This is a genomic window from Chryseobacterium paridis, assembly GCF_016595215.1.
GTDB classification, from domain to species: domain Bacteria; phylum Bacteroidota; class Bacteroidia; order Flavobacteriales; family Weeksellaceae; genus Chryseobacterium; species Chryseobacterium paridis.
Genome location: NZ_JAENHK010000001.1, coordinates 497666 through 521790, shown reverse-complemented (window position 1 = coordinate 521790; position 24125 = coordinate 497666). Strand labels below are relative to the sequence as shown.

Annotated in this window: 21 protein-coding genes; 10 read left to right on the top strand and 11 right to left on the bottom strand. The window is 35.7% G+C overall.

What is annotated here, in order from left to right; all coding sequences use genetic code 11:
• Positions 1–11: 11 nt before the first annotated feature.
• The 3 genes from JHL15_RS02325 (at position 12) to JHL15_RS02315 (ending at position 3029) form a co-directional block, all read left to right on the top strand.
• Positions 12–950 carry a ribose-phosphate pyrophosphokinase gene (locus JHL15_RS02325; RefSeq protein ID WP_200242306.1) on the top strand — a complete coding sequence of 313 codons (939 nt, stop codon included), beginning with the start codon at positions 12–14 and terminating at the stop codon, positions 948–950.
• Positions 951–1005: 55 nt separating this feature from the next.
• Positions 1006–1647 carry a 50S ribosomal protein L25/general stress protein Ctc gene (locus tag JHL15_RS02320; RefSeq protein WP_200242304.1) on the top strand — a complete coding sequence of 214 codons (642 nt, stop codon included), beginning with the start codon at positions 1006–1008 and terminating at the stop codon, positions 1645–1647.
• Between the two features lie 161 nt (positions 1648–1808).
• Complete coding sequence (locus JHL15_RS02315) at positions 1809–3029, top strand: aminotransferase class V-fold PLP-dependent enzyme (protein ID WP_200242302.1); 1221 nt, start codon at positions 1809–1811, stop codon at positions 3027–3029.
• A gap of 41 nt (positions 3030–3070) precedes the next feature.
• Here the strand turns inward: JHL15_RS02315 and JHL15_RS02310 are convergent, their stop codons facing one another.
• Positions 3071–3196, bottom strand: a complete 126-nt coding sequence (locus tag JHL15_RS02310; RefSeq protein WP_200242299.1) for a GNAT family acetyltransferase — start codon at positions 3194–3196, stop codon at positions 3071–3073.
• Positions 3197–3405: 209 nt separating this feature from the next.
• Here JHL15_RS02310 and JHL15_RS02305 point away from each other — a divergent pair, with 209 nt between their 5' ends.
• On the top strand, positions 3406–4224 hold the full coding sequence (locus tag JHL15_RS02305) for a T9SS type A sorting domain-containing protein (RefSeq protein ID WP_200242297.1): 819 nt from the start codon (positions 3406–3408) through the stop codon (positions 4222–4224).
• Positions 4225–4317: 93 nt separating this feature from the next.
• Here the strand turns inward: JHL15_RS02305 and hemE are convergent, their stop codons facing one another.
• The 4 genes from hemE to hemA are packed head-to-tail and all read right to left on the bottom strand — an operon-like array spanning position 4318 to position 8285.
• Positions 4318–5349, bottom strand: a complete 1032-nt coding sequence (hemE, locus tag JHL15_RS02300; protein WP_200242296.1) for a uroporphyrinogen decarboxylase — start codon at positions 5347–5349, stop codon at positions 4318–4320.
• A 46-nt stretch (positions 5350–5395) separates the two neighbouring features.
• Positions 5396–6079, bottom strand: coding sequence for a uroporphyrinogen-III synthase (locus JHL15_RS02295; protein WP_200242294.1), 684 nt, complete (start codon positions 6077–6079; stop codon positions 5396–5398).
• 36 nt (positions 6080–6115) lie between these two features.
• Complete coding sequence (gene hemC, locus JHL15_RS02290) at positions 6116–7024, bottom strand: hydroxymethylbilane synthase (protein ID WP_200242293.1); 909 nt, start codon at positions 7022–7024, stop codon at positions 6116–6118.
• Positions 7011–8285: a glutamyl-tRNA reductase gene (gene hemA / locus JHL15_RS02285; RefSeq protein WP_200242292.1), complete on the bottom strand. Its 1275-nt coding sequence runs from the start codon at positions 8283–8285 to the stop codon at positions 7011–7013. The genes hemC and hemA overlap by 14 nt, the downstream gene beginning before the upstream one ends.
• A 242-nt stretch (positions 8286–8527) precedes the next feature.
• Between hemA and JHL15_RS02280 the strand changes: the two genes are divergently transcribed.
• The 6 genes from JHL15_RS02280 to JHL15_RS02260 all read left to right on the top strand — a co-directional run bounded on the left by JHL15_RS02280 (position 8528) and on the right by JHL15_RS02260 (position 14877).
• Entirely contained in the window at positions 8528–9553 is a 1026-nt protein-coding gene (locus JHL15_RS02280; RefSeq protein WP_034680746.1) for a rod shape-determining protein, read from the top strand.
• A 26-nt stretch (positions 9554–9579) separates the two neighbouring features.
• On the top strand, positions 9580–10434 hold the full coding sequence (mreC, locus tag JHL15_RS02275) for a rod shape-determining protein MreC (RefSeq protein ID WP_200242291.1): 855 nt from the start codon (positions 9580–9582) through the stop codon (positions 10432–10434).
• Positions 10427–10933, top strand: coding sequence for a rod shape-determining protein MreD (locus JHL15_RS21190; RefSeq protein WP_089028523.1), 507 nt, complete (start codon positions 10427–10429; stop codon positions 10931–10933). The genes mreC and JHL15_RS21190 overlap by 8 nt, the downstream gene beginning before the upstream one ends.
• Entirely contained in the window at positions 10930–12960 is a 2031-nt protein-coding gene (locus tag JHL15_RS02270; RefSeq protein ID WP_200242290.1) for a peptidoglycan D,D-transpeptidase FtsI family protein, read from the top strand. The genes JHL15_RS21190 and JHL15_RS02270 overlap by 4 nt, the downstream gene beginning before the upstream one ends.
• On the top strand, positions 12957–14186 hold the full coding sequence (gene rodA, locus JHL15_RS02265) for a rod shape-determining protein RodA (RefSeq protein WP_200242289.1): 1230 nt from the start codon (positions 12957–12959) through the stop codon (positions 14184–14186). Before JHL15_RS02270 ends, rodA begins: the two co-directional genes overlap by 4 nt.
• Positions 14187–14295: 109 nt before the next feature.
• On the top strand, positions 14296–14877 hold the full coding sequence (locus JHL15_RS02260) for a pentapeptide repeat-containing protein (RefSeq protein ID WP_200242287.1): 582 nt from the start codon (positions 14296–14298) through the stop codon (positions 14875–14877).
• Positions 14878–15042: 165 nt separating this feature from the next.
• Here the strand turns inward: JHL15_RS02260 and JHL15_RS02255 are convergent, their stop codons facing one another.
• From JHL15_RS02255 to JHL15_RS02230, 6 genes are all read right to left on the bottom strand, one after another.
• On the bottom strand, positions 15043–15753 hold the full coding sequence (locus JHL15_RS02255; RefSeq protein ID WP_200242285.1) for a C40 family peptidase: 711 nt from the start codon (positions 15751–15753) through the stop codon (positions 15043–15045).
• A 304-nt stretch (positions 15754–16057) separates the two neighbouring features.
• Positions 16058–17164, bottom strand: coding sequence for an efflux RND transporter periplasmic adaptor subunit (locus tag JHL15_RS02250; RefSeq protein WP_200242282.1), 1107 nt, complete (start codon positions 17162–17164; stop codon positions 16058–16060).
• Positions 17165–17195: 31 nt separating this feature from the next.
• Positions 17196–20465 (bottom strand): efflux RND transporter permease subunit, encoded by a 3270-nt coding sequence (locus JHL15_RS02245; RefSeq protein WP_200242280.1) that lies wholly within the window; start codon positions 20463–20465, stop codon positions 17196–17198.
• Between the two features lie 32 nt (positions 20466–20497).
• On the bottom strand, positions 20498–21889 hold the full coding sequence (locus JHL15_RS02240; protein WP_200242277.1) for a TolC family protein: 1392 nt from the start codon (positions 21887–21889) through the stop codon (positions 20498–20500).
• Positions 21890–21991: 102 nt separating this feature from the next.
• The gene (locus tag JHL15_RS21335; protein ID WP_200242275.1) at positions 21992–23344 is read right to left on the bottom strand and encodes a sensor histidine kinase; all 1353 of its coding nucleotides are present in this window, start codon (positions 23342–23344) and stop codon (positions 21992–21994) included.
• Complete coding sequence (locus tag JHL15_RS02230; RefSeq protein ID WP_200242273.1) at positions 23341–24033, bottom strand: response regulator transcription factor; 693 nt, start codon at positions 24031–24033, stop codon at positions 23341–23343. The genes JHL15_RS21335 and JHL15_RS02230 overlap by 4 nt, the downstream gene beginning before the upstream one ends.
• Positions 24034–24125 lie beyond the last annotated feature (92 nt).

The following is a 24125-nucleotide window of genomic DNA, read 5'->3' as shown; positions in this document are numbered from 1 at the left end:
AAAAAGTAAAAATGGCCGATCAGTTAAGTTATCTATTTAGTACAAGAACCAGTAAGGACTTGGCAGAAAAAATTGCTCAGCATTATGGGCAAGGATTAGGAAAAATAAACTTCCAGGAGTTTAGTGACGGGGAATTCGAACCTGTATTAGACGAGTCTGTAAGAGGAGGAAGAGTTTTCCTGATAGGATCTACATTCCCACCTGCAGACAATCTTTTGGAGCTTCTTCTAATGATTGATGCTGCAAAAAGAGCTTCTGCAAAAAGTATAACTGTTGTACTTCCATATTTTGGACTTGCAAGACAGGATAGAAAAGATAAACCAAGAGCTCCGATAGGTGCTAAATTGGCTGCGAATCTTTTAACTGCTGCGGGAGCAACAAGAATTATGACTATGGATCTGCATGCAGATCAGATTCAAGGTTTCTTTGAGATTCCTGTAGATCACCTTTATGCTTCTACTATTTTTGTGGATTACATCAGGGATCTGAATTTGGATAATCTTACTATTGCTTCACCAGATATGGGAGGAGCAAAAAGAGCTAAAAACTATGCAGGTCACTTAGGTGCTGAAGTTGTAATTGCTTACAAGGAAAGAAAGAAAGCAAATGTTGTAGAAGAAATGTTCCTGATTGGAGATGTGGATGGTAAAAATGTTATTCTTATTGATGATATGATCGATACTGCAGGGACACTTTGTAAGGCTGCAGATATTTTAATGGAAAAAGGAGCAAAAACAGTAAGAGCGATGGCTACTCATGGAGTGCTTTCAGGAAAGGCTTACGAGAATATTGAGAACTCTCAATTGTTGGAAGTTATTGTAACTGACTCAATTCCTGTGAAAAATAATTTGTCATCTAAAATAAAAGTGCTATCTTGCGCCCCATTATTTGCAGACGTTATGAAGATGGTTCATGAGCATCAATCAATCAGTAGTAAATTTGTTATCTAATTGATTATTTGCGGTTTGCGAATTTTATATTAAACAAAATTTTAAATTTTTATAAATGAAATCTATTACAATTCAAGGTACAAAAAGAGAAAGCGTGGGCAAAAAGTCGACAAAAGCTTTACGTGATGCTGAATTAGTTCCTTGTGTTGTCTATGGAGGTACAGAACCTTTAAACTTCTCTGCAGAAGAGAGAGCTTTCAAAGGTTTAGTATATACTCCTGAAGCACACACGGTATCTATTGAAGTTGACGGACAAACAATTCCAGCAGTTCTTCAGGATATTCAGTTCCACCCAATTACGGACAAAATCCTTCACGCTGACTTCTATCAGTTATCTGATGATAAGCCAGTTATTATGGAGGTTCCTGTAAGAGTTACAGGTCGTTCTAAAGGTGTTGTAGCTGGTGGTGTTTTACGTCAGTCTTTCAGAAAATTAAAAGTGAAAGCAATTCCTGCAAACTTGCCGGATGAGATCGTAATTGATATTACTTCACTTAAAATTGGTAACAAATTATATGTTGGTGCCATTAAAACTCAAGGATATTCTTTCATGCACCCTGACAATGCAGTTGTTGTAGCTGTTAAGATGTCTAGAAATGCAATGAAAGGAGGTGCAGCAGCAGCTGATGATGACGATGAAGAAGAAGTTGTAGCTGAAGGAGCCGCTCCAGCAGCTGAAGAAACTGCAGCAGAATAAGAATTGCTGATAAACAATTATATAAAAACCTGTCATTTTTTTGACAGGTTTTTTATTTTAGATTGCATCTATAATGCAATTCATTCTTTATCCTTTCGAAAAAAAAGCTGTAAATTTGAAGTGTTCTAAATAAGAGCGCTATAATTTGTAAAATTTATAAAATGTTTGACATTCAAGAAATAAGAAGTCAGTTTCCTATATTAAATCAGGAGGTTAATGGTAAGCCTCTGGTTTATCTGGATAATGCAGCAACGTCTCAAAAACCCAATTCTGTTTTAGAAGTTTGGAATCAATATTATACTGAAATTAATGCAAATGTTCATAGAGGAATTCATACTTTAAGTCAGCTTGCTACAGAAGAAATGGAGCTTTCAAGAAGGAAGATTCAAAAATTCATCAATGCAAAACATGATTTTGAAGTGATCTTTACGAAAGGGACGACTGAAGGGTTAAACCTGATCGCCTATATCCTGACGCAAGAGCTAAAAAAAGATGATGAAATTATTATTTCATATTTAGAGCATCATTCCAATATCGTTCCCTGGCAGTTGTTATGCGAAAGAACAGGAGCGAAACTTCGTGTGATTCCTATCAATGAAGAGGGTGTTCTGCAGTTGGATTATTTAGATGAATACCTAAATGAAAAAACAAAAGTAGTTTCAGTAAATCAGGTTTCCAATGCTCTGGGAATTGTAAATCCAATAGAAAAGATTATAGCAAAAACCAGAAAGAATTCTAATGCTTATATCGTTATTGATGGAGCGCAATCTGCACCGCATTTTGAGATTGATGTTCAAAAATTAGACTGTGATTTTTTTGTGTTTTCAGGACATAAAATGTATGCTCCAATGGGCACTGGAATTCTTTATGGAAAACAAAAGGTTTTAGAATATTTACCACCATTCCATGGAGGAGGAGAAATGATTGCGACATGTTCATTTGATGGAACAACTTACGCAGGTTTACCATTTAAATATGAAGCTGGAACTCCTAATGTGGGAGGAAACATTGCATTAGGTGCCGCTGTGGATTTTATCAAAAAAGTTGGACAAGAAAACATTCAGAGGCATGAAAATGTTCTTTTGGAATATGCTCAAAAACAACTTTTGGAAATTGAGGGTCTTAAAATCTATGGAGAAAAGGCTCATAGAACGGGTGTTGTTTCTTTTAATTTGGAAGGTGTAGGTATTTCCTCAGATGTGGGAATGATCTTAGATAAAATGGGTGTAGCGGTAAGAACAGGACACCACTGTACTCAGCCTATCATGAATTTCTTTAATATTGCGGGAACGGTAAGAGCAAGTTTTGCAGTATATAATACTTTTCAAGAAATTGATTTGCTTGTAGAAGGAGTAAAAAAGGCTAAGAAAATGCTTAGCTAAAAAATAAAAAGCAGTTGTAAAACTGCTTTTTTTGTTAGTTCTTAATCATTAGGAACGCAGTAGCATCTTCCATTGATGATAACCTGATGATAATCATTGGCACATTCAAGACAGATTTCACGTCCTGCTACGATTGTTTTCATTCTTTCTTTGTTTAGCTTTTTCATGGTAATGATTTTAAAGTGTTAATAATCAAATATAAATATAAATTTTATTACAATAAGAATTATATTTTCCAGGCCTCTAAAACAAAGATATCGGTTGAAAAAGAGAAGTTAAATTAGTTTTTGATTTTCATTGAAATTCATTATTATGTTAAATTTAATAATTGATATTTATTTAATTGTTAAATTTGTTATAACTAATAAAACGAATCATGAAAAATTATTTACTTTTTTTATTTTTAATCTATGGAGTCTGTAATGCACAGATTTTCTCTGAAGATTTCAATGGAAATGTTTTGCCTTCAGGGTGGACGACCAATAACCCAAATACCACTTATAATTGGGGAGTGGGTACGCAAAATGGATTTGCCTCATTTCCTAGTGGTGCCGCTTTTTTTGATGACGACGATGCGGGGCCAAATGGCATCAATACGAATGCGAGGTTAATTTCTCCAGTAATCAATCTTTCGGCGGTTTCAAATCCAAAGCTGTCCTTTAAGTATGCTAATATGATTTATGATCTTGACTCTACATTGAAAGTTGAAGTTTTCGATGGGACATCTTGGGTTCAGGTATTTATACATGCAGGAGATGCTGGTGACTGGGATATAGATTTTAATACTTTTATGTATGTAGTGACGAGTTATGATACTGCAACTAATATAGATTTAACTCCTTATGCCAATGCTAATTTTCAAATGAGATTTGTATATGATGATGTAGGAGACTATTCGTATGGGGTCGTAGTGGACGACATTGTTATTACATCGGGATTATTAGGGACTTCGGATGTTTCTGTAGCGGATAAAATGGAAGTCTATCCAAATCCTGTGAAAGATTTTGTACATATCCAATCAGGAAATCTGAAATTTGACTCCAGGATTACTGTGCTTGATATGGCGGGTAGAAAAGTCAAAAGCTTTATTGGAGAAGCTGATGGGTATAATCTTTCTGATTTACCAAAAGGAAATTACCTGATTTTGATCGACAATAAAAAAGAAATTATAAGCAAAAAGATTATAAAAGAATAATATATAATCAACTTAAAAAGGATCCCTTCCAATTATTGGAAGGGATTTTTGTATATCATAATGCAATCTGTATGGATTACAATGTTTGTATAATTAGATATTTGGTTTCCAGTCGACTACAGCTCTGATAAATGCTTCTGCATTTTCTACAGGAATGTTAGGTAAAATTCCATGCCCTAGATTAGCAATGTAGCGGTCCTTTCCAAAACGATTGATCATTTCATTGACCATTTTCTTGATTGTTTCAGGAGTTGAGTGTAATCTTGCAGGATCAAAGTTCCCCTGAAGTGTCATTGTGTGATTGGTTAAAGTTCTGGCGAATTCAGGTTTGATCGTCCAGTCTACTCCTAAAGCAGAGGCTTTAGACATGGTCATTTCCTCTAAAGCAAACCAACATCCTTTTCCAAATACAACCACGTGAGAAAGTGGGCTTAAAGCTTCAACGATCTGGTTGATGTATTGCCATGAGAACTCCTGATAATCTTCAGGAGAAAGCATTCCTCCCCATGAATCGAAAATCTGTACCGCAGATACTCCTTTTTCTACTTTTCTCTTTAAATAGGCAATTGTAGTGTCTGTTATTTTTTGAAGCAACAAATGAGCAGCTTCTGGTTGCTGGAAACAGAATGATTTAGCAATGTCAAACGCTTTGCTTCCCTTTCCTTCCACGCAATAGCAAAGGATGGTCCATGGTGAGCCTGCAAAGCCGATCAATGGAATTTCATTATCCAATTTCAGCAATGTTAGCTCAATTGCGTCAAAAACATAACCCAAAGTATCGTCAACGTTAGGAACGGGTATATTTTGAACATCCTCCATTGTTCTGATAGGATTATCCAACCATGGGCCTACTGATTCTTTCATTTTAAAATCAATTCCCATCGCCTGAGGAACCACTAAAATGTCCGAAAATAAAATAGCAGCATCCAAAGGAAATCTTCGAATAGGTTGCATAGTGATTTCAGCAGCTAGTTCCGGAGTCTGACATCTTGTGAAGAAATCATATTTGTCACGAAGAGCAATAAATTCTGGCAAATATCTTCCAGCTTGTCTCATCATCCAGACAGGAGGTCTTTCTACGGTTTCTCCGCGAAGTGCTTTTAAATATAGGTCGTTCTTAATCATAATCTATTTAAGCTAATCTTTGATGGTTAATCTTATAATTAATGAATCAAAGGTTATTGTTAACTTCTCTTCTGATCATTTCTGTTATAGAAATCAGATTGTTGCCTTCAGAAGTAAAAATCTTTTCTTGGGTATATTTTCTTAATTCATTAGATGTAGTTTCTCCTATAGAGAAGAGTTTTAAATTGTCTAGTGAATTTTGTTTTGCAAAACTACGAACTCCGCTTGGACTGAAAAAAACTATAGCATGATATTTTTCAGTTACCAAAGGATTGGTCTCTTCAGTGTTATAAACTATTACTTTCTTGTATTTGATGTTCTGTAAAGGAAGAGCATTGTCTAAAACATCAATAGCCAGGTTTCCGCAAAAATGTATAAATTGCTCATGTGGGCAATGTCCAATGATAAACTCGGAAAGGGTTTCTGCATTTTTTAAAACTTTAAAAGTCCCAAAACCATTTTTTCTAAGCTCTCTCTTTGTTTTTTCACCAACACAATAGATCTTATTGTAATTCTTGGTTGTGAAATTTTCATTGGGTTTGAAATGATTCTTGAAAAAAGCGATCACACCATTTGCGCTGGTGAAAATAAGTGAATAGTTCTTAAGATCAAAAGGTCTTACCTGTATAGGGGTTGTTTTAATTACCTCAATACAGTCCACCAAAATATGTTCTCCTAATTCTTTGGATAAAACAGATGGGTCTATATTTTTGGTAAATAACATTTTCATTGAGATCAAAATAAGGGTGAACTGAAAAGTAGAAGTTTATATCTGGCTTTTTATTTCTGCCATCAACTCTTTACCCCCGTTTTCAAGAACAATTTTTGCAAATTTTTCTCCAAAATTCTCAGTATCGTTGTATACAAAATTTTCATCAGTAGCGATACAGTTCTTACCATCTAGTGAACAAAGAGCTGCCTTAAAGCGGATCTGATCATCAAATATTTCAGCAAAAGCTCCGATTGGGGCAGTACATCCTCCTTCAAGAGTGCTTAAAAAGTTTCTCTCTATCTCAACGCAGATCTGAGTCTGTTTATGATTGATCTTGCTTACGATTTCATTGATTTCTTTTTTATCGGAGTGCCCGGCAATGGCAATAACTCCCTGAGAAGGCGCTGAAATCATTAATGGAAGCATTTCATAATCAATATCCATCTTCATTCTTTTGATCCCTGCCAATGATAATATAGTAGCATCGAAATCCTGTTCTTCCAATTTTTGAAGACGAGTCTGAATATTTCCACGAATATCAGAGAAAGTGGCATCAGGATAGTACTTTAACCAAAATGCTCTTCTTCTCAAGCTACTCGTAGCCAACTTTAATTCATGGAACTCTTTATCCTTAGCAGACTCTTTTCTTATCAGAACGTCTTGCGGATAATCTCTTTCCAGATAAGCAATGAGCTCAATGTTTTGAGGCAGTTTAGTAGGAACATCTTTTAATGAATGAACTGCTATGTCAATTTCATCATTTAATAATGCGGTATCCAGGTCTCTTGTGAAAACACCTGTAATTCCCAATGCATAAAGAGGTTCAGTGAGATTTTTATCTCCCGAAGAAAGAATCGGGACGATCTCAGTAGTGTAATTATTATTCTGCAAATATCTTGCAACTTCTCTTGCCTGCCAAAGAGCAAGTGCGGAATTTCTCGTTCCTATTCTAATGCTTTTCATTGAATTCGTTGTTTGGTTGTTCAACTAATATTTCGTGCATTAATTTACTAATTTCTTCGGCTTTCCAAGGGTTGTCTATGATGTATTTTGCAAAACGATTGGTGATTTTCTGAATCATTTTCTCAGAAAGCGCCATATCGTCTATATTGATGTACTTATTTTTTCTGTAGAACTGGTGCATTTCATTACGTTCCATATTCTTTAAGACCGCTTTAAAATGGTGGATATTAGGAGCTAATTTTCTCTTTTTTTCCCATTCAAGAAAATCTTTTGCCATTTCCTTAATGATAAGTTCTGCTTTTGGAATTTCTTTTTCTCTTTGTTGAATGGTTTCCTGGATTTGCTTTGAAAGCTCGTCCACATCAATTAATGTTACATTTTTGTTGTTCGTAACATCTTTTTCAACGTTATGCGGAATAGAAAGGTCAATGACTAAAGTTTCTTTTCCATTTGGAAAATGAGAAGCATTCACAATTGGATGTTTCGCCCCTGTTGCAACGATCAGGATATCTGTATTTTTCAGTTCCTTATCAAAATCAGCATAGTCAACATGAGGAATTGTATATTTCTCGGAAATCTTCTCTGCTTTCTCCTGAGTTCTGTTTGTGATTTTTATTTTTGGCTGATAAACATGTTTTACTAGATTTTCAACCGTGTTTTGCCCGATTTCTCCGACACCTAAAAGTAAAATGTTTTTTTCAGTAATCCTTTTCTGGTTGTTAAGGATGTAATGAACGGCAGCATAGGAAACAGAAGCAGCACCATTTGAAATACCTGTTTCGTTTTTGATCCTTTTTGAAATCTGAATCGCTGAATTGATCGCTCTTTCCAGGTAAGGATTGGAATTTTGTCTTTCCTTCTTAAATCTGCTGTATGCTTTTTTGATTTGTCCTATAATTTCAAAATCTCCTATGATTTGGCTCTCAAGACCAGCTGCTACTCTGAACAGGTGTGTTAAAGCTTCCTCTTTGGTCAGAATATTGGCAAATTGTAAAAAGTCTGTGATATTCACTCCAATCGTTTTGCAGTATTCTTCAGCCACCAAAAGATAATTGGAAGTAGTGGTATAAATCTCAGTTCTGTTGCAAGTGGAAACAACAAAAGCGTCCCCTAAATTTTCATCATGAATTCGGGTAACGAAACTTTTTATGTTTTCATCAAAAAATGCAAACTTTCCTCGTGTTTCTCCATCAGCTTTTTCATAGCTTATAGAAAGTACGGCGAAATTTGAAGTTTGATGTGTATGAGAGTATTGTAACATATCCAGGCGCAAATTTACGTTTTTTTTAATTAAACGCTTTCTGAAATTATGTATGATAATTATCGTAAAAAACTATAAATTCAGCGGTATTTTAGGATCAAATTTAATATTATAGTGAAATTATATTAATCGTTAATAAAATATTTCAAATTTTAATAAAATTTTAACCAAATTATATGCTTGCCAAATTTCATTAGTAGTGTATAATTTATATCTTTGTAAACTTAAATCCGAAGAAAAATATGAGTTTATTCGATATGTTTACGCAAGAAATTGCGATAGACTTGGGAACTGCTAACACACTTATCATCCATAATAATAAAATTGTTATAGACCAGCCGTCAATTGTTGCAATTGAACGATCTACTGGCAGGCCGATAGCTGTGGGGGAACAAGCTAAACATATGCAGGGTAAAACCCATGAAGATATCAAAACCATCCGTCCTTTGAAAGACGGGGTTATTGCAGACTTTCATGCTTCTGAGCATATGATCAAAGAATTTATCAAGAAAATCCCTGGGATTAAAGGTAAATTTATTCAGCCTGCTTTAAGAATCGTAATCTGTATTCCTTCAGGAATTACAGAAGTGGAAAAAAGAGCAGTAAGAGATTCTGCACAGAAGGTAAATGCTAAGGAAGTAAGACTTATTTATGAACCAATGGCAGCTGCAATAGGAGTTGGAATCGATGTACAGAAACCTGAGGGGAATATGATCATCGACATAGGTGGTGGTACTACTGAAATTGCAGTAGTGGCATTAGGAGGTATCGTTTGTGATAAATCCGTGAAAATTGCAGGAGACGTATTTACAAATGATATTGCTTATTTCCTGAGAACACACCATAACCTTTATATTGGTGAAAGAACTGCAGAAAGAGTGAAGATTGAAGTGGGGTCTGCTGTTGAAGATTTAGACGTAGATATTGAAGATATCCCGGTACAAGGTAGAGACCTTATTACAGGGAAGCCAAAAGAAATTATGGTGGGTTACAAAGAGATTGCCCGTGCATTAGACAAATCTATTATTAGAATTGAAGATGCTGTAATGGAAACTCTGTCTCTTACTCCGCCGGAATTGGCCGCTGATATTTATAAAACAGGTATTTATCTTGCAGGAGGAGGTGCATTATTGAGAGGTCTTGCAGACAGATTGCATAAGAAAACCGGTCTTCCTGTTTTCGTAGCTGAAGATCCTTTAAGAGCCGTAGTTCGCGGAACAGGGATTGCACTTAAGAATATGGATAAATTCAATTTCTTAATTAAATAATTTTAACTTTTTACGATACTATCTGAATGGGATTTTTGCTGAGATTATTTTCGAAGAACGCTCTTTTTGTCTTCTTTATTTTCTTGCAAATTATTGCTCTGATTCTTATATTCTCTAAAAATGCCATGCAGAAATCCTGGATCGCTGGTCAGTCGGCCGCTTTAAATTCTTGGGTTTCGGGGTATATTGATGAAGGGGTTTCCTATTTAAAACTTAAGCAGATCAACGAAGATCTTGTTGCACAGAATAAAGCTTTAATGATTGAGCTTTATGGAAAAGATGGGGCTAAAAAACCAGTTTTCAGAAAAGTTCATGATACGTTAGGAGGAGGGCAGATCTATACATTTGTAGATGGTGAAATTGTTTTTAACAGTATCAATAGACGTAATAATTATTTTACAATCAATCGCGGCCGAAGAGATGGAGTATTTCCTCAAATGGGTGTTATGGCTCCAAAAGGAGTAGCGGGGATTGTTATTAATTCTACAGATAGTTATGCATTGGTTCAATCGGTTTTAAGTGTCAACAGAATCCGTATCAATGCATCTTTAAAAAAATCAGGATATTTTGGAACATTAACTTGGAATGGTGATAATTCCAGAATAATGCATTTATCAGATATTCCCAAGTATGTAGCATTAAAGATCGGAGATACTATCGTTACTGATGGTAAATCTGCAATTTTCCCAAAAGGGGTTATGATTGGTACAATTGCGGGATATTCCGTAGATAACAAAACAGGATTTTGGGACATTTCAGTAGAACTTAGTGAAAAGATGGGACCTCTAAACAAAGTATATGTTGTGAAGAGTCTTAAGAAAGCTGAGGTTCAAAAGATTCAGGATACGTTACAGGCAGTAATAAAAAAGGAAAATGATTAGCAGAACACTATTTACTGATATTTTAATCATGATTTTTCTTGTTGCATTACAAATTTTTGTTTTGAACAGGATTACGCTGTTTGGAAAATACACACCAGTGTTATATCCTGTGTTTGTCATGTTCTATCCTTTTTTCAGAAATAAATTTCAATTTTTGGCATTAAGTTTTTTAATAGGACTTTCAATAGATGCTTTCTTATATTCATGGGGGATTAATGCTCTCGCGACAACGCTCATTGCGTATTTCAGAACATTGATTTTCAGGACATCCACTGACACGTCTACGGATTTCTTTTCTTTCCAATCCCTTCAATGGGGACAGTTTTTACTGTTTCTTTTTTCAAGTATTTTCTTGCATCAGCTTTTAGTACAATACATTGAGTTCTTCAAGTTCAGCAGATTTTTTGAAATATTATTTAATGTGTTGGTAACAAGTGTAATTTCCTTTATATTTATAGTTATTTACGCATTAATATTTAAAATCAAACAAAAAGTTTGAACACACGTTATTTAAAAATCTTTGCCGTTGTCGCTGTTATTGCCCTCATTTTTGTGGCGAGGCTTTCTTATTTACAGTTATTTACAGATCGTTATGCCCTGAATGCGGCGAATACATCCATTAAAATAGAATACGTTATTCCGCAAAGAGGTGTTATTTTTGACAGGAATGGTAAAATAATGGTAGGTAATCAACCTGCTTATGAAATCTCTTTTACCCAGGCATTAATGAAACCGGATTTTGATACCCTGGGATTTTGTAATTTAATGAAAATAGGCAAAACTGATTTCATTAATAAAATCAATGCCATTAAAAAAGAGAAATACTATTCCAAGCTGACTCCTATGACATTTATCAAGGATCTTAGCAGAGAAGATATTGCAAGGGTTCAGGAAATCATATTTAAATATCCTGCTTTTAGTATTGTTTCAAGACCTCAGCGTCAGTATGAAGTTTCTACTTCAGGAAATCTTTTAGGTTATACGAGTGAGGTGAATGAAAGAGATATAAAAAAGGATTCTACCTACTATCTTCCTGGAGATTTTATTGGAAAAACGGGAGTTGAAAAATCTTATGAAAAGCAACTTCGAGGGGTTAAAGGGCTGAAATATATCCAAAAGGATATCAGACTTCGGAATATTGGATCATACAAAAACGGATCACTGGACAAAGATGTAATTACGGGAAAAGATATTACTTTAACTATTGATTACGATCTCCAGAGAATGGCCGAAGAAATGATGGTGAATAAACACGGAGCAATTGTTGCCTTAGATCCGAATAACGGAGAGGTTTTAGTTGCTGCAACTGGACCGGATATTGATCCAAATCTTTTTACAGGACCATCAAAATCGAAAAACCTGTACGCTTTATCTAAAGATACAATATACGAAAATAAGCCTACCTTTGACAGATCACTTCAAGCAGCATATCCTCCGGGATCTACTTTTAAACTACTAACTGCTTTAGCAGGTATGCAGATGGGGGTAATGGATGAGAATACTGTTTTTCCTTGTGGAGGAGGATTTAATTACAGAGGTTTAAGAATTAAAGGTCATGGTGGAGCAATTCCTTTGATTCCTTCCATACAGGTTTCGAGTAACTGTTACTTCTCTTACGCATTTTTGGCGATTGTTAATAAATATCCTGGAAACCCTTCAAAGGGGGTTGATGAGTGGAAATCTATTATGAGTAGCTTCGGAGTAGGAGAATTCCTGAATAATGACTTTGCTGTAGGAGCAAAAGGCAGAATTCCATCAGGAGAGTTTTATGAAAAAAGAATGAGCAATATCCTTAAAGCCAGTGGTTCCAAAAAGGATGGTAAGAACTGGGATGTTTTAGCGACTGGTGCTGTTTTCAATGGAATGGGACAAGGGGACGTTATGGTTACACCCCTTCAGCTGGCAAACTATGTTGGGGCTATTGCTAATAAAGGATGGTATTATACGCCACATATTGTAAAATCTATTGACGGGAAGCCTAATCCTGATCCAAGATTTAAGGTGAAACATAAAACTTTAGTTGATCCTAAACACTTTGGTCCTGTTTTAAAAGGGATGGAAGCGGTGGTTTTAAATGGTACGGCACGAGGATTAAAATCAAATGACTTTACCCAATTGGCTAAAACAGGAACAGCACAGGTTCCACAAGGAAAAGATAATTCAATTTTTGTATTGATTGCACCTGCCGACAAACCTAAAATTGTTGTCGTTGCTGTAATGGAACATGCTGGATTTGGTGCTACTTGGGCAGGACCTGCCAGTACTGTAATTGCAGAAAAGTATATAACAGGAGACTTAAAAAGAGAAAATCTTTATAAGAAGATGACCTCAGCGAGTTTCATGCCTGAATATAAAAGACAGTGGATTGTTGATTTAAAACGTAAAGGATTGTATAAAGATCCTAAGCTAGACTCTGTAAAACTCAAAAGAGCACAAGACAGCCTGGATTTTATCAAAAAGCAGAAAGAAAAATTACAGAAACAGATAGACGCAGAAGTTCAAACTAAAAAAAATAAAGAGCAATGAAATGGACAGAGGGATTAGATAAGTTAGGTCTTGGTCTGTATTTCCTGCTTTGCATTTTTGCGATAGCAAATATTTACAGTGTGGAACCAGCAAGTGGAACCAGACAAGCTGTATGGTTTGGGGTTTCAGTTTTTGTTGGTTTGATTATCTTTTTTACCCGAACAAAATTCTTCGAGAATATGGCGGGGATTATCTATATCATCGGAGTCTTATTGTTAATTGGTTTATTCCCTTTTGGAAAAGAAGTTCTAGGTCAGAAAAACTGGTATAAGTTTGGACCTCTAAGTTTACAGCCTGTAGAATTTGCTAAATTGGGAACAGCGTTAATGCTGGCCAATTATGTTTCCGGACCTGATTTTAATTTAAGTAACAGAAAATCTCTTTTAACATCCTTAGCCATCGTGGGAATTCCTGCGATAGTGGTATTGGCTATCCCTGATGTAGGATCATTACTTGTTTTTGTTGCATTTTTCATTGCTTTATATCGAGAGGGCTTAAGTGGATTATTATTCGGAATCGGGTTTCTTTTTGCTTCTGTTTTCCTGGTCTCACTGGCGATAGATCCTATTTATGTAGTGATTGCTATTTTAGTGATTGCCGGAATTTTGATCGCGATGAATTACTATAAGATGTCCTGGAATATCATTTCAATTTCGAGTATTGCCGGGTCTATTATACTGTTGTGTGGTTTGGCTTTTGCGACACCCTACATTTTAGAAAAATTACCTAAACACCAAAGGGAAAGAATAGAGGTTCTTTACAAAGGAGAAAAAGCTTTTAGAGATACTTCCGGATATAATTTGCTTTATTCTAAAACAGCAATTGGTTCTGGTGGACTGCTGGGAAAAGGATATCGCGAAGGTTCTGTGACTCAGGGTAAATTTGTACCCGAACAAAGTACCGATTATATTTTCTGTACTGTAGGTGAAGAATGGGGATTTGTTGGAAGTGCAGCATTGGTTTTATGTTATATGCTTTACATCGGTAGAATCTACTATCTTGCAGAAAAGCAGAAATCCACTTTTAACAGAGTATTCGGCTATTGTTTCGCCTCGATCTTACTGATGCACTTTTCGATCAATTTAGGGATGGTTATGGGGCTTTTTCCAACAGTTGGGATTCCGTTGCCTTACTTTAGTTATGGAGGCAGTTCTTTGCTTGCCTTTTCTACGATGACTTTTATCTTTTTTAAACTTAATTATTCGGATAAGAACAGTTTGGTGTAGCGGGATTTAGGCTGAACTGCAAAATGGCAGAAAAGCTGTTGTTCTTCTGTTGTTTAAAAACTCTGCCTAAGGGTAGACTATCCTTTTGTTTACAAATCTTATAGTAATTATGAAAGACATATATATTCTTGATCAGAACTTTGATAACATAGACTTTACTCTGCAACCTTTGGATAAAGGAGAATACGAAAATTGTACTTTTAGGAATTGTAATTTTGAATACGCTGATCTTTCCGGATTCAATTTTAATGACTGTGAATTTACCGGATGTAATCTAAGCATGATAAAACTGGTATCTACTGCTTTTAGAGATGTTATTTTCAAGGAATGTAAGATGCTAGGACTTCAGTTTAATGAATGTAATGAGTTTGGCTTATCTTTCAAATTTGATGGTTGTGCTTTAAACAATTCTGTATTCTATAAAACCTCACTTAAGAAAACAGTATTTAAGAATTCGAAACTAATAGAAGTTGACTGGGCGGAGTGTGATTTATCAAATGCATTCTTTATGAACTGTGATTTATCCGGAGCTGTCTTTGAAAATACAAATCTGGAGAAAGCAGATCTTAGAACTTCCTTCAATTATACCATCGATCCTGTTTTTAATAGGCTAAAGAAGGCTAAATTTTCACTTTCTGAAGTACATGGTCTTCTTTATAAGCTAGATATTGAGATCGATAAGAATAGCTAGTTATGTGAGTGGAAAGTGGAAAGTTCCTGGTTTGAGAATGAAAGAATAAATTTAATTCGATAAGGCTGTCAGAGCTTCTTATTGGTTTTGATTCAATAGCTATAATACAAAGAAAAAGCCATCAAACATTTGATGGCTTTCAGTATTTAGATCAATTATTTAAAATTAAAAACTTGTCGCTGTTGATGCTGTAACTGCAGCTAGGTTGTTATATGCATCTCCTTCTTCGTTGATTACTCTTTTCGCAAATCTGAATTTAGGTCCCCAATAAGAATCATTAAGTGAAGAAATCATAACTCCTTTCGAAGTAGCTGCGTGGATAAATTTAATTTCACCATCTTCAGAAACACTTTCTACAATACCTACGTGAGAGATTCTTCTTCCATGTGAAAAGAAAATCAAATCACCTTTCTGTAGGTTTTCCTTTTCTATTCTTTCTCCTTCCTGAGATTGAGAAGCGGCTACTCTTGGTAAGCTAAGACCTGCTGCAGCTCCGAATACAGAAAGAACAAAAGCTGAACAATCTATACCGTTTCTTGTTGTTCCTCCGTATCTGTAAGGAGTTCCCAGGTATGTTTCAGCTTCAGTAAGGATGTTGTCGATCGTTTTATTGTGTTTGATTGCTTTTGCAATCTCAGAATTTCTTAAAGTATTTTTTGCGTTAGATAAAACTGCTGCCTTTTCAGAGATGAAAGAGTTGATCAATTGCTTTTTATCTTGTTCCATTTTCTTGGTGTCGATAGAAGCTAGTTTGGCATCTGTTTTGTATTCTTTAGTGTAAGTTGCTGGTTTTGATACCACATAGTTTGTAACGCACGATTGCAGAGAAACTGTAGAGACTAAAGCAACTAAATAAAACAAAACTCTTTTCTTCATATATATTTGATTATCCGTGTTAAATAAAGGAATATTTATTTCCAAAAGCATTACAAAAGTAGAGATTCCGACCAAAAGAGCTTTGATATGATTAATGTCAGGTTCTTACTTTAACACATTTTAACATATTATTTACGTATGTTAAAGAAAAACAAACCGCAACATCCCATTTTTGGTGATACTGCGGTTTTTTTTATTAAGATTCTTTAACAAAGTGGATAGTCATTTCTTTGCTGCTGGGATTTTTTTGTGTTTAATCAGAAAATGGTTAAAAATTATCTTTTAACATCGAATTAAGATTAATTTATTTTGAAAGCTTTACTTGAATACTTTGTCCATCACGGATTTCTTCTGTAGCTGTTTTGATAATCACATCATTAGGACTCACTTCACCAATGATTGTCGTAGTGTCTCCATTTGAAATACCAGCTGTAACGGGTACCCATTTAGCGATGTTTTTTTCTACTCTGATTACGAATACCCCCAATGTAGAATTTAATACTGCTGAAGTAGGAACAGATAGTGCTTTATTATTTTCGCTTAAAGGTAAAATTACATTAGCGACCATTCCAGGGAGTAATCTTTTGTCTTTATTGTAAACATCCATTTCTACTGATTGGGAACGTAAGCGGTTATCTAGAGCACCGGCAAATCTTGATACCTTTGCGGTAAAAGTTTCTCCGGGAATAGATTGAACAGAGAATTTGATATCTCCGTTTTTATTAAGACTTCCTGTATAAGATTCGGGAACATTCACTGTTAAACGTAATTTATTTTGCTGTACCAAACTAAAGAGAGGAAATTCAGATCCTTTTCCTGATGGGCCAACATATGCTCCTGCACTTACATTTCTAGTTGCAATATTTCCACTGAATGGTGCTCTGATCTCTAAATAACTTTTAACATCCATTACTTCTCGATAGGATGCTTTTGCTGCCTCCAGCTGAGCGATGTCGGACTGCTGGGCTGCAAGAGCCTGTTCCAGATCAAGAGCAGATATTGTTCCTGGTGTTTTGCTTGTTTCTTTTAATCGGTTATATTTTGCTTTACTTGCAATGTATATGGCTTCTTTTGATTTTAATGTAGAAGCGGCTGCACTTTGCTGTGCGTTAAGTTCAGGTGCTTCCAGAGTTGCAAGGAGCTGCCCAGCTACCACTTCATTTCCCACATCCACATATAATTTTTTAACAAAACTGCTGATCTTAGCATAGACATCAACTTTTTGAAAAGGTTGAAGTTCCCCCGGAATCGTAGTAGAAGATGCAAAATCTCCCTGTTTAGGATTTACAGCTTCTATTTCAGGTGCTGAAGGAGTTGTTGTTTTTTTTACTTCTGCTTTGTTTTGCTCACAACTTTGTAAGCTGAAAAGTAAAACTACTGCCGGAATGAAATATTGATATAATCGGTTCATATTTAAATTTTTAATAGCCGTTAGGTTATTTTTATTTTGAAAGTTCAGGAATAAAATGGATACTCTCTTCGTCCTCAGGGTCAAGTGATACACTTTGTGTTGAGGTTTTTCCTTGTCCCCAAGCAAATGCTAGCGGAAGAATGAATAATGCCGCGAATGTAGAGGCTATTAGTCCTCCAATTACTGCCCGCCCCAGTGGTGAAACCTGATCTCCGGCTTCCCCTAATCCTAAAGCCATAGGAACCATTCCTACTACCATGGCCAGAGCTGTCATTACAATCGGTCTTATCCTTAACGCTGCGGCTTCTTTAGCTGATAATAAAGCATCTCCATTATGTTTTCTTAATTGTTCCGCGTTGGTGATCAGTAATACTGCGTTTGAAATAGATACCCCGACAGACATAATGATCCCCATATAGGATTGAAGGTTAAGAGTAGAACCTGCGATCATCAGTAAGGCAAGGGATCCTAATAATACAGCGGGTACTGTAACCAATACAACTCCGGATACTTTAAATGACTGGAAATTGGCTGCCAGCATAAGGAAGATCACTAATATAGCAATGATCAAACTGCTTTGTAAGCTACTTAGAGTGTCGTTAAGTGTTTGGCTCAACCCAATTAATCCAACATTTAATCCTCTTGGTAATTCTCCGAGGTTATTAATCGCTTTCTGAACATCTTTTGATGCTTTTCCTAAATCCGTATGATTTAAGTTCGCTGTTACTGTCAACATAGGCATTGCACCCAAATTGTCGGTCTCACCATAAGTGTAGCTGTTCTTTATTGTTGCAACGTCTCCTAAATTGGGTCTGTTAGAATTTTTCTGTAAAGGGATTCCGGCAATTTCAGCTTTGCTATTCATTTTGTTTTCTGGAATCTGCACTTGCACATTATAACTATATCCAGCCTTTTCATCGGTCCATATATTCTTTTCAGTATATCTCGAAGAAGAAGTAGATGCTACCAATGAACGTGAAATGTCCGTCATGTCTACTCCTAGCTGTGCTGCTCTGATTCTGTCTACATTGATATCAATAGAAGGATATTTAATCGATTGCCCTATTTGTACGTCTCTTAAATAAGGAATCTTTTTAAGCTCTGCTTCTATTTTTTTTGCATAAGTTTCGTTCAGCTCTTTGCTTCTTCCCGATAACCGAACTTCAATAGGAGTAGGAGAACCCTGGCTCAGAATTTTTTCCGTTAATTCGATTGGTTCAAATGATAGCTTCATCTCTGGATTAATGCTTTTGGCTTTTTCCCGGATCTGATCTTTGAGATCATCTAAATTAGCATGAAAGCCTTCTTTTAATCCTACCTGCAATACTGTTTCGTGAGATCCTGCCATCCAAAGATATATTGGACTCACAGAGAATAAATTAGGATGGTTTCCTACGTATGCTGATGTGATCGAAATATTATCCTTTCCTACAATATCTTTAATTCCATCCAATAGTTTTAAAGTCTGAAGTTCTGTTTTTTCAATTCTGGTTCCATCCGGAATACGCATTCGTACCTGGAATTGTGTACCGTTCACTTGTGGTAAAACGTCTCTTCCTATACTGTTAAGAAGTAATGCAACAACTGCCATTGCAACTAAAATATAAGCTGAAACAATTATTTTTCGGAATGGCATTATTCGATCCAGGAATTTGAGATAACGGAATCTCATTTTTTCGAACATGCTGACTTTGCCATCTCTATTGCTGTCAATATTTTTCAGTAATATTTCTTTTTGGCTCCAGGTATCATTTTCATCACTTAAACCTGCTGCTTTTAATTCCTCGGCTTCCGACATGATGTGCCCGTCCTTTGCTTTGTGATGTTTTACTTTCATAATCCAGTTAGCCATTACCGGAACGAAAGTTTGTGCCAGAAAATAAGAGATGATCATGCTGAATCCAATTGCTAAAGCAAGGGGAAGGAATAATGATCCTGGAATACCTTCCATGGTGAATGCCGGTGCAAAAACAGCAAGGATACAGAATAATATTAATAGTTTAGGAAATGCAATTTCCTTACAGGCATCCCATATTGCTAAAGCTTTCGGTTTGCCCATATCCAGATGCTGGTGTATATTTTCTATGGTTACTGTACTTTCATCGACGAGAATCCCGATGGCAAGTGCCAGACCACTTAAAGTCATAATATTAATGGTTTGCCCAAAAAGATTAAGGAATAATACGGCTGAAATAATGGAAATAGGAATCGTGAGGATTACGATTATAGCTCCCCGTATGTCTCCAAGGAATAAGATTACCATTAATCCTGTCAGTAAAGCTCCAATAGTTCCTTCGCTCATCAAACTTTTAACAGAATTGATTACATACGTAGATTGGTCGAATTCAAAACTGACTTTTACATCATCAGGAAGATTCGATTGGATCTGTGGAAGTTGTTTTTTAAGATTCTGAACAACGTCCCAGGTTGATGCATCTGCACTTTTGGCAATACTTAAATAAACAGAGCGTCGACCATTTACCAATGCATAACCAGAAGTCATATCAGCACCGTCGGTTACGGTTGCCACGTCTTTTAAATAAAGATTTTGTACTCCACCCTTATATAAAGGAATGTTTCCAAAATCTTTTACATTTTTGATCATGGTATTCGTAGGGGTGATATAATATTTATCACCAATACGAACGTTTCCTGAAGGAGCAGTTTGATTGTTTAATCGCAATGCTTCTACCAGCTGATCGGGAGTTAAATTATGTTGACGGAGTAAATCCGGGTTTGCATTGATCACTACGGTACGGATGTTCCCTCCAAAAGGTGGAGAAGAAACAATTCCGGGAATTGATGTAAATGTAGAACGCACATAAACATTGGCCAAATCGAGTAGTTCATTATTACTTCTTTTGTCACTGCTTAAAACCAATTGCCCAACAGGAAGGGTAGAAGCATCAAAACGAATGATAAAAGGAGGGTTGGAACCAGGAGGAAATGCTGCCTGGATCCTGGTTGAAAATGAATTGAGCTCGGCTGCCGCCTGTGCCATATTAGTGCCTGGATAGAAATTGATTTTCATCAATGTCAGACCCTGGATATTTTTGGTTTCAATACTTTTAACTCCATTTACAAAGAGGAATATATTGATATATTGCTTCGCGAAGAATGCTTCCATCTGTTGAGGAGTATATCCACTAAAAGGGTGCGAAACATAAATAACCGGTAAATCCAGTTTTGGGAAGATGTCGACTTTGATAGAGCTTGCTGACCGTATTCCAAAGAAAAACAGCCCTGCTACAAGTACCAGAATCGTAATGGGTTTTCTTAATGCAAATCTTATTAAGTTCATTGATCTATTATTGATGTAATTTATATATAGACTTACAGCTCACTTTCAAAAACTGTAAAATCACCTGTTGCTGCTGCTTTTAATAATAGGGCGTTCCACACATTGCTCACAGCAATATCTCTATCAGTTTCAGCCCTGATGAGTGCGTAGATAGCCTGGGAGAGATCAACCAAATCGGTTAACCCGTTTTTGTAAAGTACAGATCTTTGTGTGTAGGCATCTGTAGCGGATTTTAGCTGTGTAGGAACCTGATCGTAGACTATTAATGCATTGTTCCATTTATTTTCAGATAAATCCAATTGGGCTTTTAGCTGTTGCTCTGCCAAATCATATTCATGTTTTAATCCCTGGCTTACATAATCCTGAGCATTTATTTCTTTAGATAGTCTAAAAGTTTGTGTAAAATTCCAGGATACACCCAATCCGATGAGATAATTGCTTCTGGTAGGATGGATTCCATCCCAATATGACGTGGAGTAGTCATTCTGATTTTGAGCATATCCATTTCCAAATCCCGATGCTCTGGTCTGTATAATTCCTACCATAGAAAATGATGGATAGTATTGAGTTTTCAAAAAGTGTTTTTCTTCTTCACTTACATCTATTCTGCTTTTATAAAATGCTAAAAGCGGATGGTCTTTTAAAACAGATGTTGTTTCTGATGGAAGGTCGGCAGGAATCCTTTTGAGAATAGTGCTATCCAATACAAATTCCTGAGCTGGAATACCCATAAGTTGAGCCAATTTATTTTCCTGTTCCTGTTCATTATCTTTAGATTTTGTGTAGGTGATCATGGCATTGGCATAATCCGCTTTAGCAAGGGATAAATCAACTCCGGGAACCAGTCCGTTTTTCTCTTTAACCTCAACGATCCTTCTTATGGTATCAGTTCTTGCTACATTTTTTTCGTAGGAGAGCTTTAGTTTTTTAGCGGCTAATACATTAAGATAAGCGGCAGCCACTTTTATTTTATGCTGAAATATTTCATCGGAAAGATCTTTTGTATCTCTTTGATTTTTAAATTCGGCGACTTTTACTCTCTGTTTAGCTTTGCCAAATGAGAAGAATTCCCAGTTTACATTGGCAAGATACAGGGCACCAAATGATGCATTCCAATTTTGTTCCGGAAGAGGAAGTCCTGATGAGGCTACACCTAAACCCCCAAATCCATATAAAGGCCCGTTTTGCCCATTTACAGTTCCGAAATCCTGCTGTACACTTAAATTAAGATTCGGTAGATACTGCCTCTTCGCCAGTTCTACAGATTCCTTTGATGATAGTCGGTAGGATTCCTTTGCTTTAATAGTTCCGTAGTTATGAACGGCTGTTTCAAGTGCAGATTGGAGTGAGATAACTTCTTGTGCACTCACTTTGTTGATTAAAAAAATCGTTGAGATGGATAGAATGAAAGCTCTTAAAAGCATCGAGTATATTTTTTCTTTATTCAAAGTAAAAAATACATTTTGAAGCAAATTTGAAGTTACCTATAAATTATTCAAGTTAAATATTAATGAAGGTGAATTTTTTTATTCGGCGAAATTAAAAGTGGGTTGTATAGCTCCAATTTCTGCTACCGGGTTTGGCTGAGTGCTGGTGGAACGGAAAAATTGTGACTTCCTATTATCAAAGTATACAGTAATAGAATGCCAGCCATCCGCAAAATCATAATGAACAGGAAATGTATTCACATCACAAATCTGTTGTACAATAGATAACCCTAAGCCGATACTTTCAGTAGATTGATTGCTCTTTTTGAATCTTTTGAACAGTTCCTGAGTCGGAATGTCAGGAGGAAGTCCGGTGTTGCTGATCTGAAAGAATTTGCTGGTCAGTTTAATTTCTATTTTACCATTTTTAAGATTATGTCGAATAGCATTGGATAAAAGATTATTTAAAAGAATTTCCGCTAATGCAGGATGTATTTTTACAAATACATCTTTTTCACAATGCCTGTTCAGGGTAATGTTTTTTAATGCTAAATGATCGGAATAAGCCTGGATTACTTCTTTTTCAACTTTACAGAATTTTAATTTCTCCTCAGTTAAAAACTCATGATTGTTGAGCTTGGTCAGTAAGATCAGGGATCTATTGATCCTGCTTAACTTATCAATAGAATTTTGGATATCAGTAAGTAAAGCAGCTTGTTTTCCATTGATTTCTGTTTCGGCTAAAAGTTCAATCTTGCTTTGTATAATGGCCAATGGGGTTTGTACCTCGTGAGAAGCATTTTCGCTAAACTCTTTAACCGAAGTATAGTCTTCAATTGCTTTATCTGTCATTAACCTAAGAAATTCGTTAAGCTTTTTAAATTCATTGGTGCTTGTGGGAAGCAATTGAAGCGGTTCTCGTTTTTGAATATTAAATTGATGAATATTATCAATGGCGTGATGAAAGGGTTTTAGTATATACCGGGATAATATTCTTGCAGTAATGAAAACAATTGCAGTAATGAGAAGTACCTTTAATATCAAAGCACTTAGCATGCCCTTCATGATTTGTTCTGTAGATGTTATATAACTGTACGAAGAAATTTTATAAGTTTTGTTAGCGGCTGTTACAAAGGAGTTGATCTGTATTTTACATTCATTCTTCGAAACTCCATTGTTATCAAGGCAGGTATGAATGATTTCGGGGTTTGTGGGAATGATCCCGCTTCCTGCGTATGGTTTGATTGATATGGGTAAACCCTGAGATGTTTTTTCTGGCGTTTCACCTCTTTTTAACTGAGCGGCTACATAATTGTTCACTGATCTGAGACGCTCTATTTCAACATTATCCAGTCGCTTTTTGATGTTAGTATACGATATATACATACTGAGAGGGGTGACCAATAGTACAATGGCGATAAACCAAATGGATATTTTATTTAATAGATTCACGGACTGGTATATTTTAACGCGTTGAACTTGTATCCCAAACCATAAATAGTTTCAACATAATCATTGCCTTCTGCAGTAGCTATTTTTTTTCTGAGATTTTTAACGTGCTGATAAACAAAATCAAAGTTAGCTAAATTATCTGTGTAATCACCCCAAAGATGATTAGCGATTGACTGCTTGGATAAAACCCGGTTTTTGTTGACCAGAAAATAAAGCAACAATTCAAATTCCTTTTGAGTTACCTCTAGTCTTGTTTCATGGATGAAAACCTCAAGTGTGTCTGTATTCAATAAAATCTCATTAAATCTTACATCATTATAACCGTCCATTTTTTTTCTTCTGTACACTGCTCTTAACCTTGCGTGTAATTCTGGTAAATGAAAAGGTTTGGTAATATAATCATCTGCTCCTTTTTCAAGACCTTTAATTTTATCATCTAATGCATCTTTGGCAGATATAATTAATACACCGCTATTGATCTTTTCATTTTTGATATGGTTAAGAAGATGTAAGCCGTTGCCATCCGGAAGCATAATGTCCAGTAATATACAATCATAAGTATTGAAGCTCAGGCGTTCCAAAGCTTCATTGTAATTATATGCACACTCGCAGATATAATGCTCTTCTTCAAGATAATATCCCATGCTCTGGGCAAGTTCTCTATTATCTTCGATGATCAGGATTTTCATGAGGTACAAAGTTAAATCTAAATTTTATACGAATTTTGAAGTTGTGTAAATTATTGGTTTTGAGAATGAAATTAATTTAAATATAATAAAAA

Coding starts and splice junctions, on each gene's coding strand:
- JHL15_RS02325 (WP_200242306.1), top strand. CDS start 12: ATGGCCGATCAGTTAAGTTATCTATTTAGTACAAGAACCAGTAAGGAC.
- JHL15_RS02320 (WP_200242304.1), top strand. CDS start 1,006: ATGAAATCTATTACAATTCAAGGTACAAAAAGAGAAAGCGTGGGCAAA.
- JHL15_RS02315 (WP_200242302.1), top strand. CDS start 1,809: ATGTTTGACATTCAAGAAATAAGAAGTCAGTTTCCTATATTAAATCAG.
- JHL15_RS02310 (WP_200242299.1), bottom strand. CDS start 3,196: ATGAAAAAGCTAAACAAAGAAAGAATGAAAACAATCGTAGCAGGACGT.
- JHL15_RS02305 (WP_200242297.1), top strand. CDS start 3,406: ATGAAAAATTATTTACTTTTTTTATTTTTAATCTATGGAGTCTGTAAT.
- hemE (WP_200242296.1), bottom strand. CDS start 5,349: ATGATTAAGAACGACCTATATTTAAAAGCACTTCGCGGAGAAACCGTA.
- JHL15_RS02295 (WP_200242294.1), bottom strand. CDS start 6,079: ATGAAAATGTTATTTACCAAAAATATAGACCCATCTGTTTTATCCAAA.
- hemC (WP_200242293.1), bottom strand. CDS start 7,024: ATGAAAAGCATTAGAATAGGAACGAGAAATTCCGCACTTGCTCTTTGG.
- hemA (WP_200242292.1), bottom strand. CDS start 8,285: ATGTTACAATACTCTCATACACATCAAACTTCAAATTTCGCCGTACTT.
- JHL15_RS02280 (WP_034680746.1), top strand. CDS start 8,528: ATGAGTTTATTCGATATGTTTACGCAAGAAATTGCGATAGACTTGGGA.
- mreC (WP_200242291.1), top strand. CDS start 9,580: ATGGGATTTTTGCTGAGATTATTTTCGAAGAACGCTCTTTTTGTCTTC.
- JHL15_RS21190 (WP_089028523.1), top strand. CDS start 10,427: ATGATTAGCAGAACACTATTTACTGATATTTTAATCATGATTTTTCTT.
- rodA (WP_200242289.1), top strand. CDS start 12,957: ATGAAATGGACAGAGGGATTAGATAAGTTAGGTCTTGGTCTGTATTTC.
- JHL15_RS02260 (WP_200242287.1), top strand. CDS start 14,296: ATGAAAGACATATATATTCTTGATCAGAACTTTGATAACATAGACTTT.
- JHL15_RS02255 (WP_200242285.1), bottom strand. CDS start 15,753: ATGAAGAAAAGAGTTTTGTTTTATTTAGTTGCTTTAGTCTCTACAGTT.
- JHL15_RS02250 (WP_200242282.1), bottom strand. CDS start 17,164: ATGAACCGATTATATCAATATTTCATTCCGGCAGTAGTTTTACTTTTC.
- JHL15_RS02245 (WP_200242280.1), bottom strand. CDS start 20,465: ATGAACTTAATAAGATTTGCATTAAGAAAACCCATTACGATTCTGGTA.
- JHL15_RS02240 (WP_200242277.1), bottom strand. CDS start 21,889: ATGCTTTTAAGAGCTTTCATTCTATCCATCTCAACGATTTTTTTAATC.
- JHL15_RS02230 (WP_200242273.1), bottom strand. CDS start 24,033: ATGAAAATCCTGATCATCGAAGATAATAGAGAACTTGCCCAGAGCATG.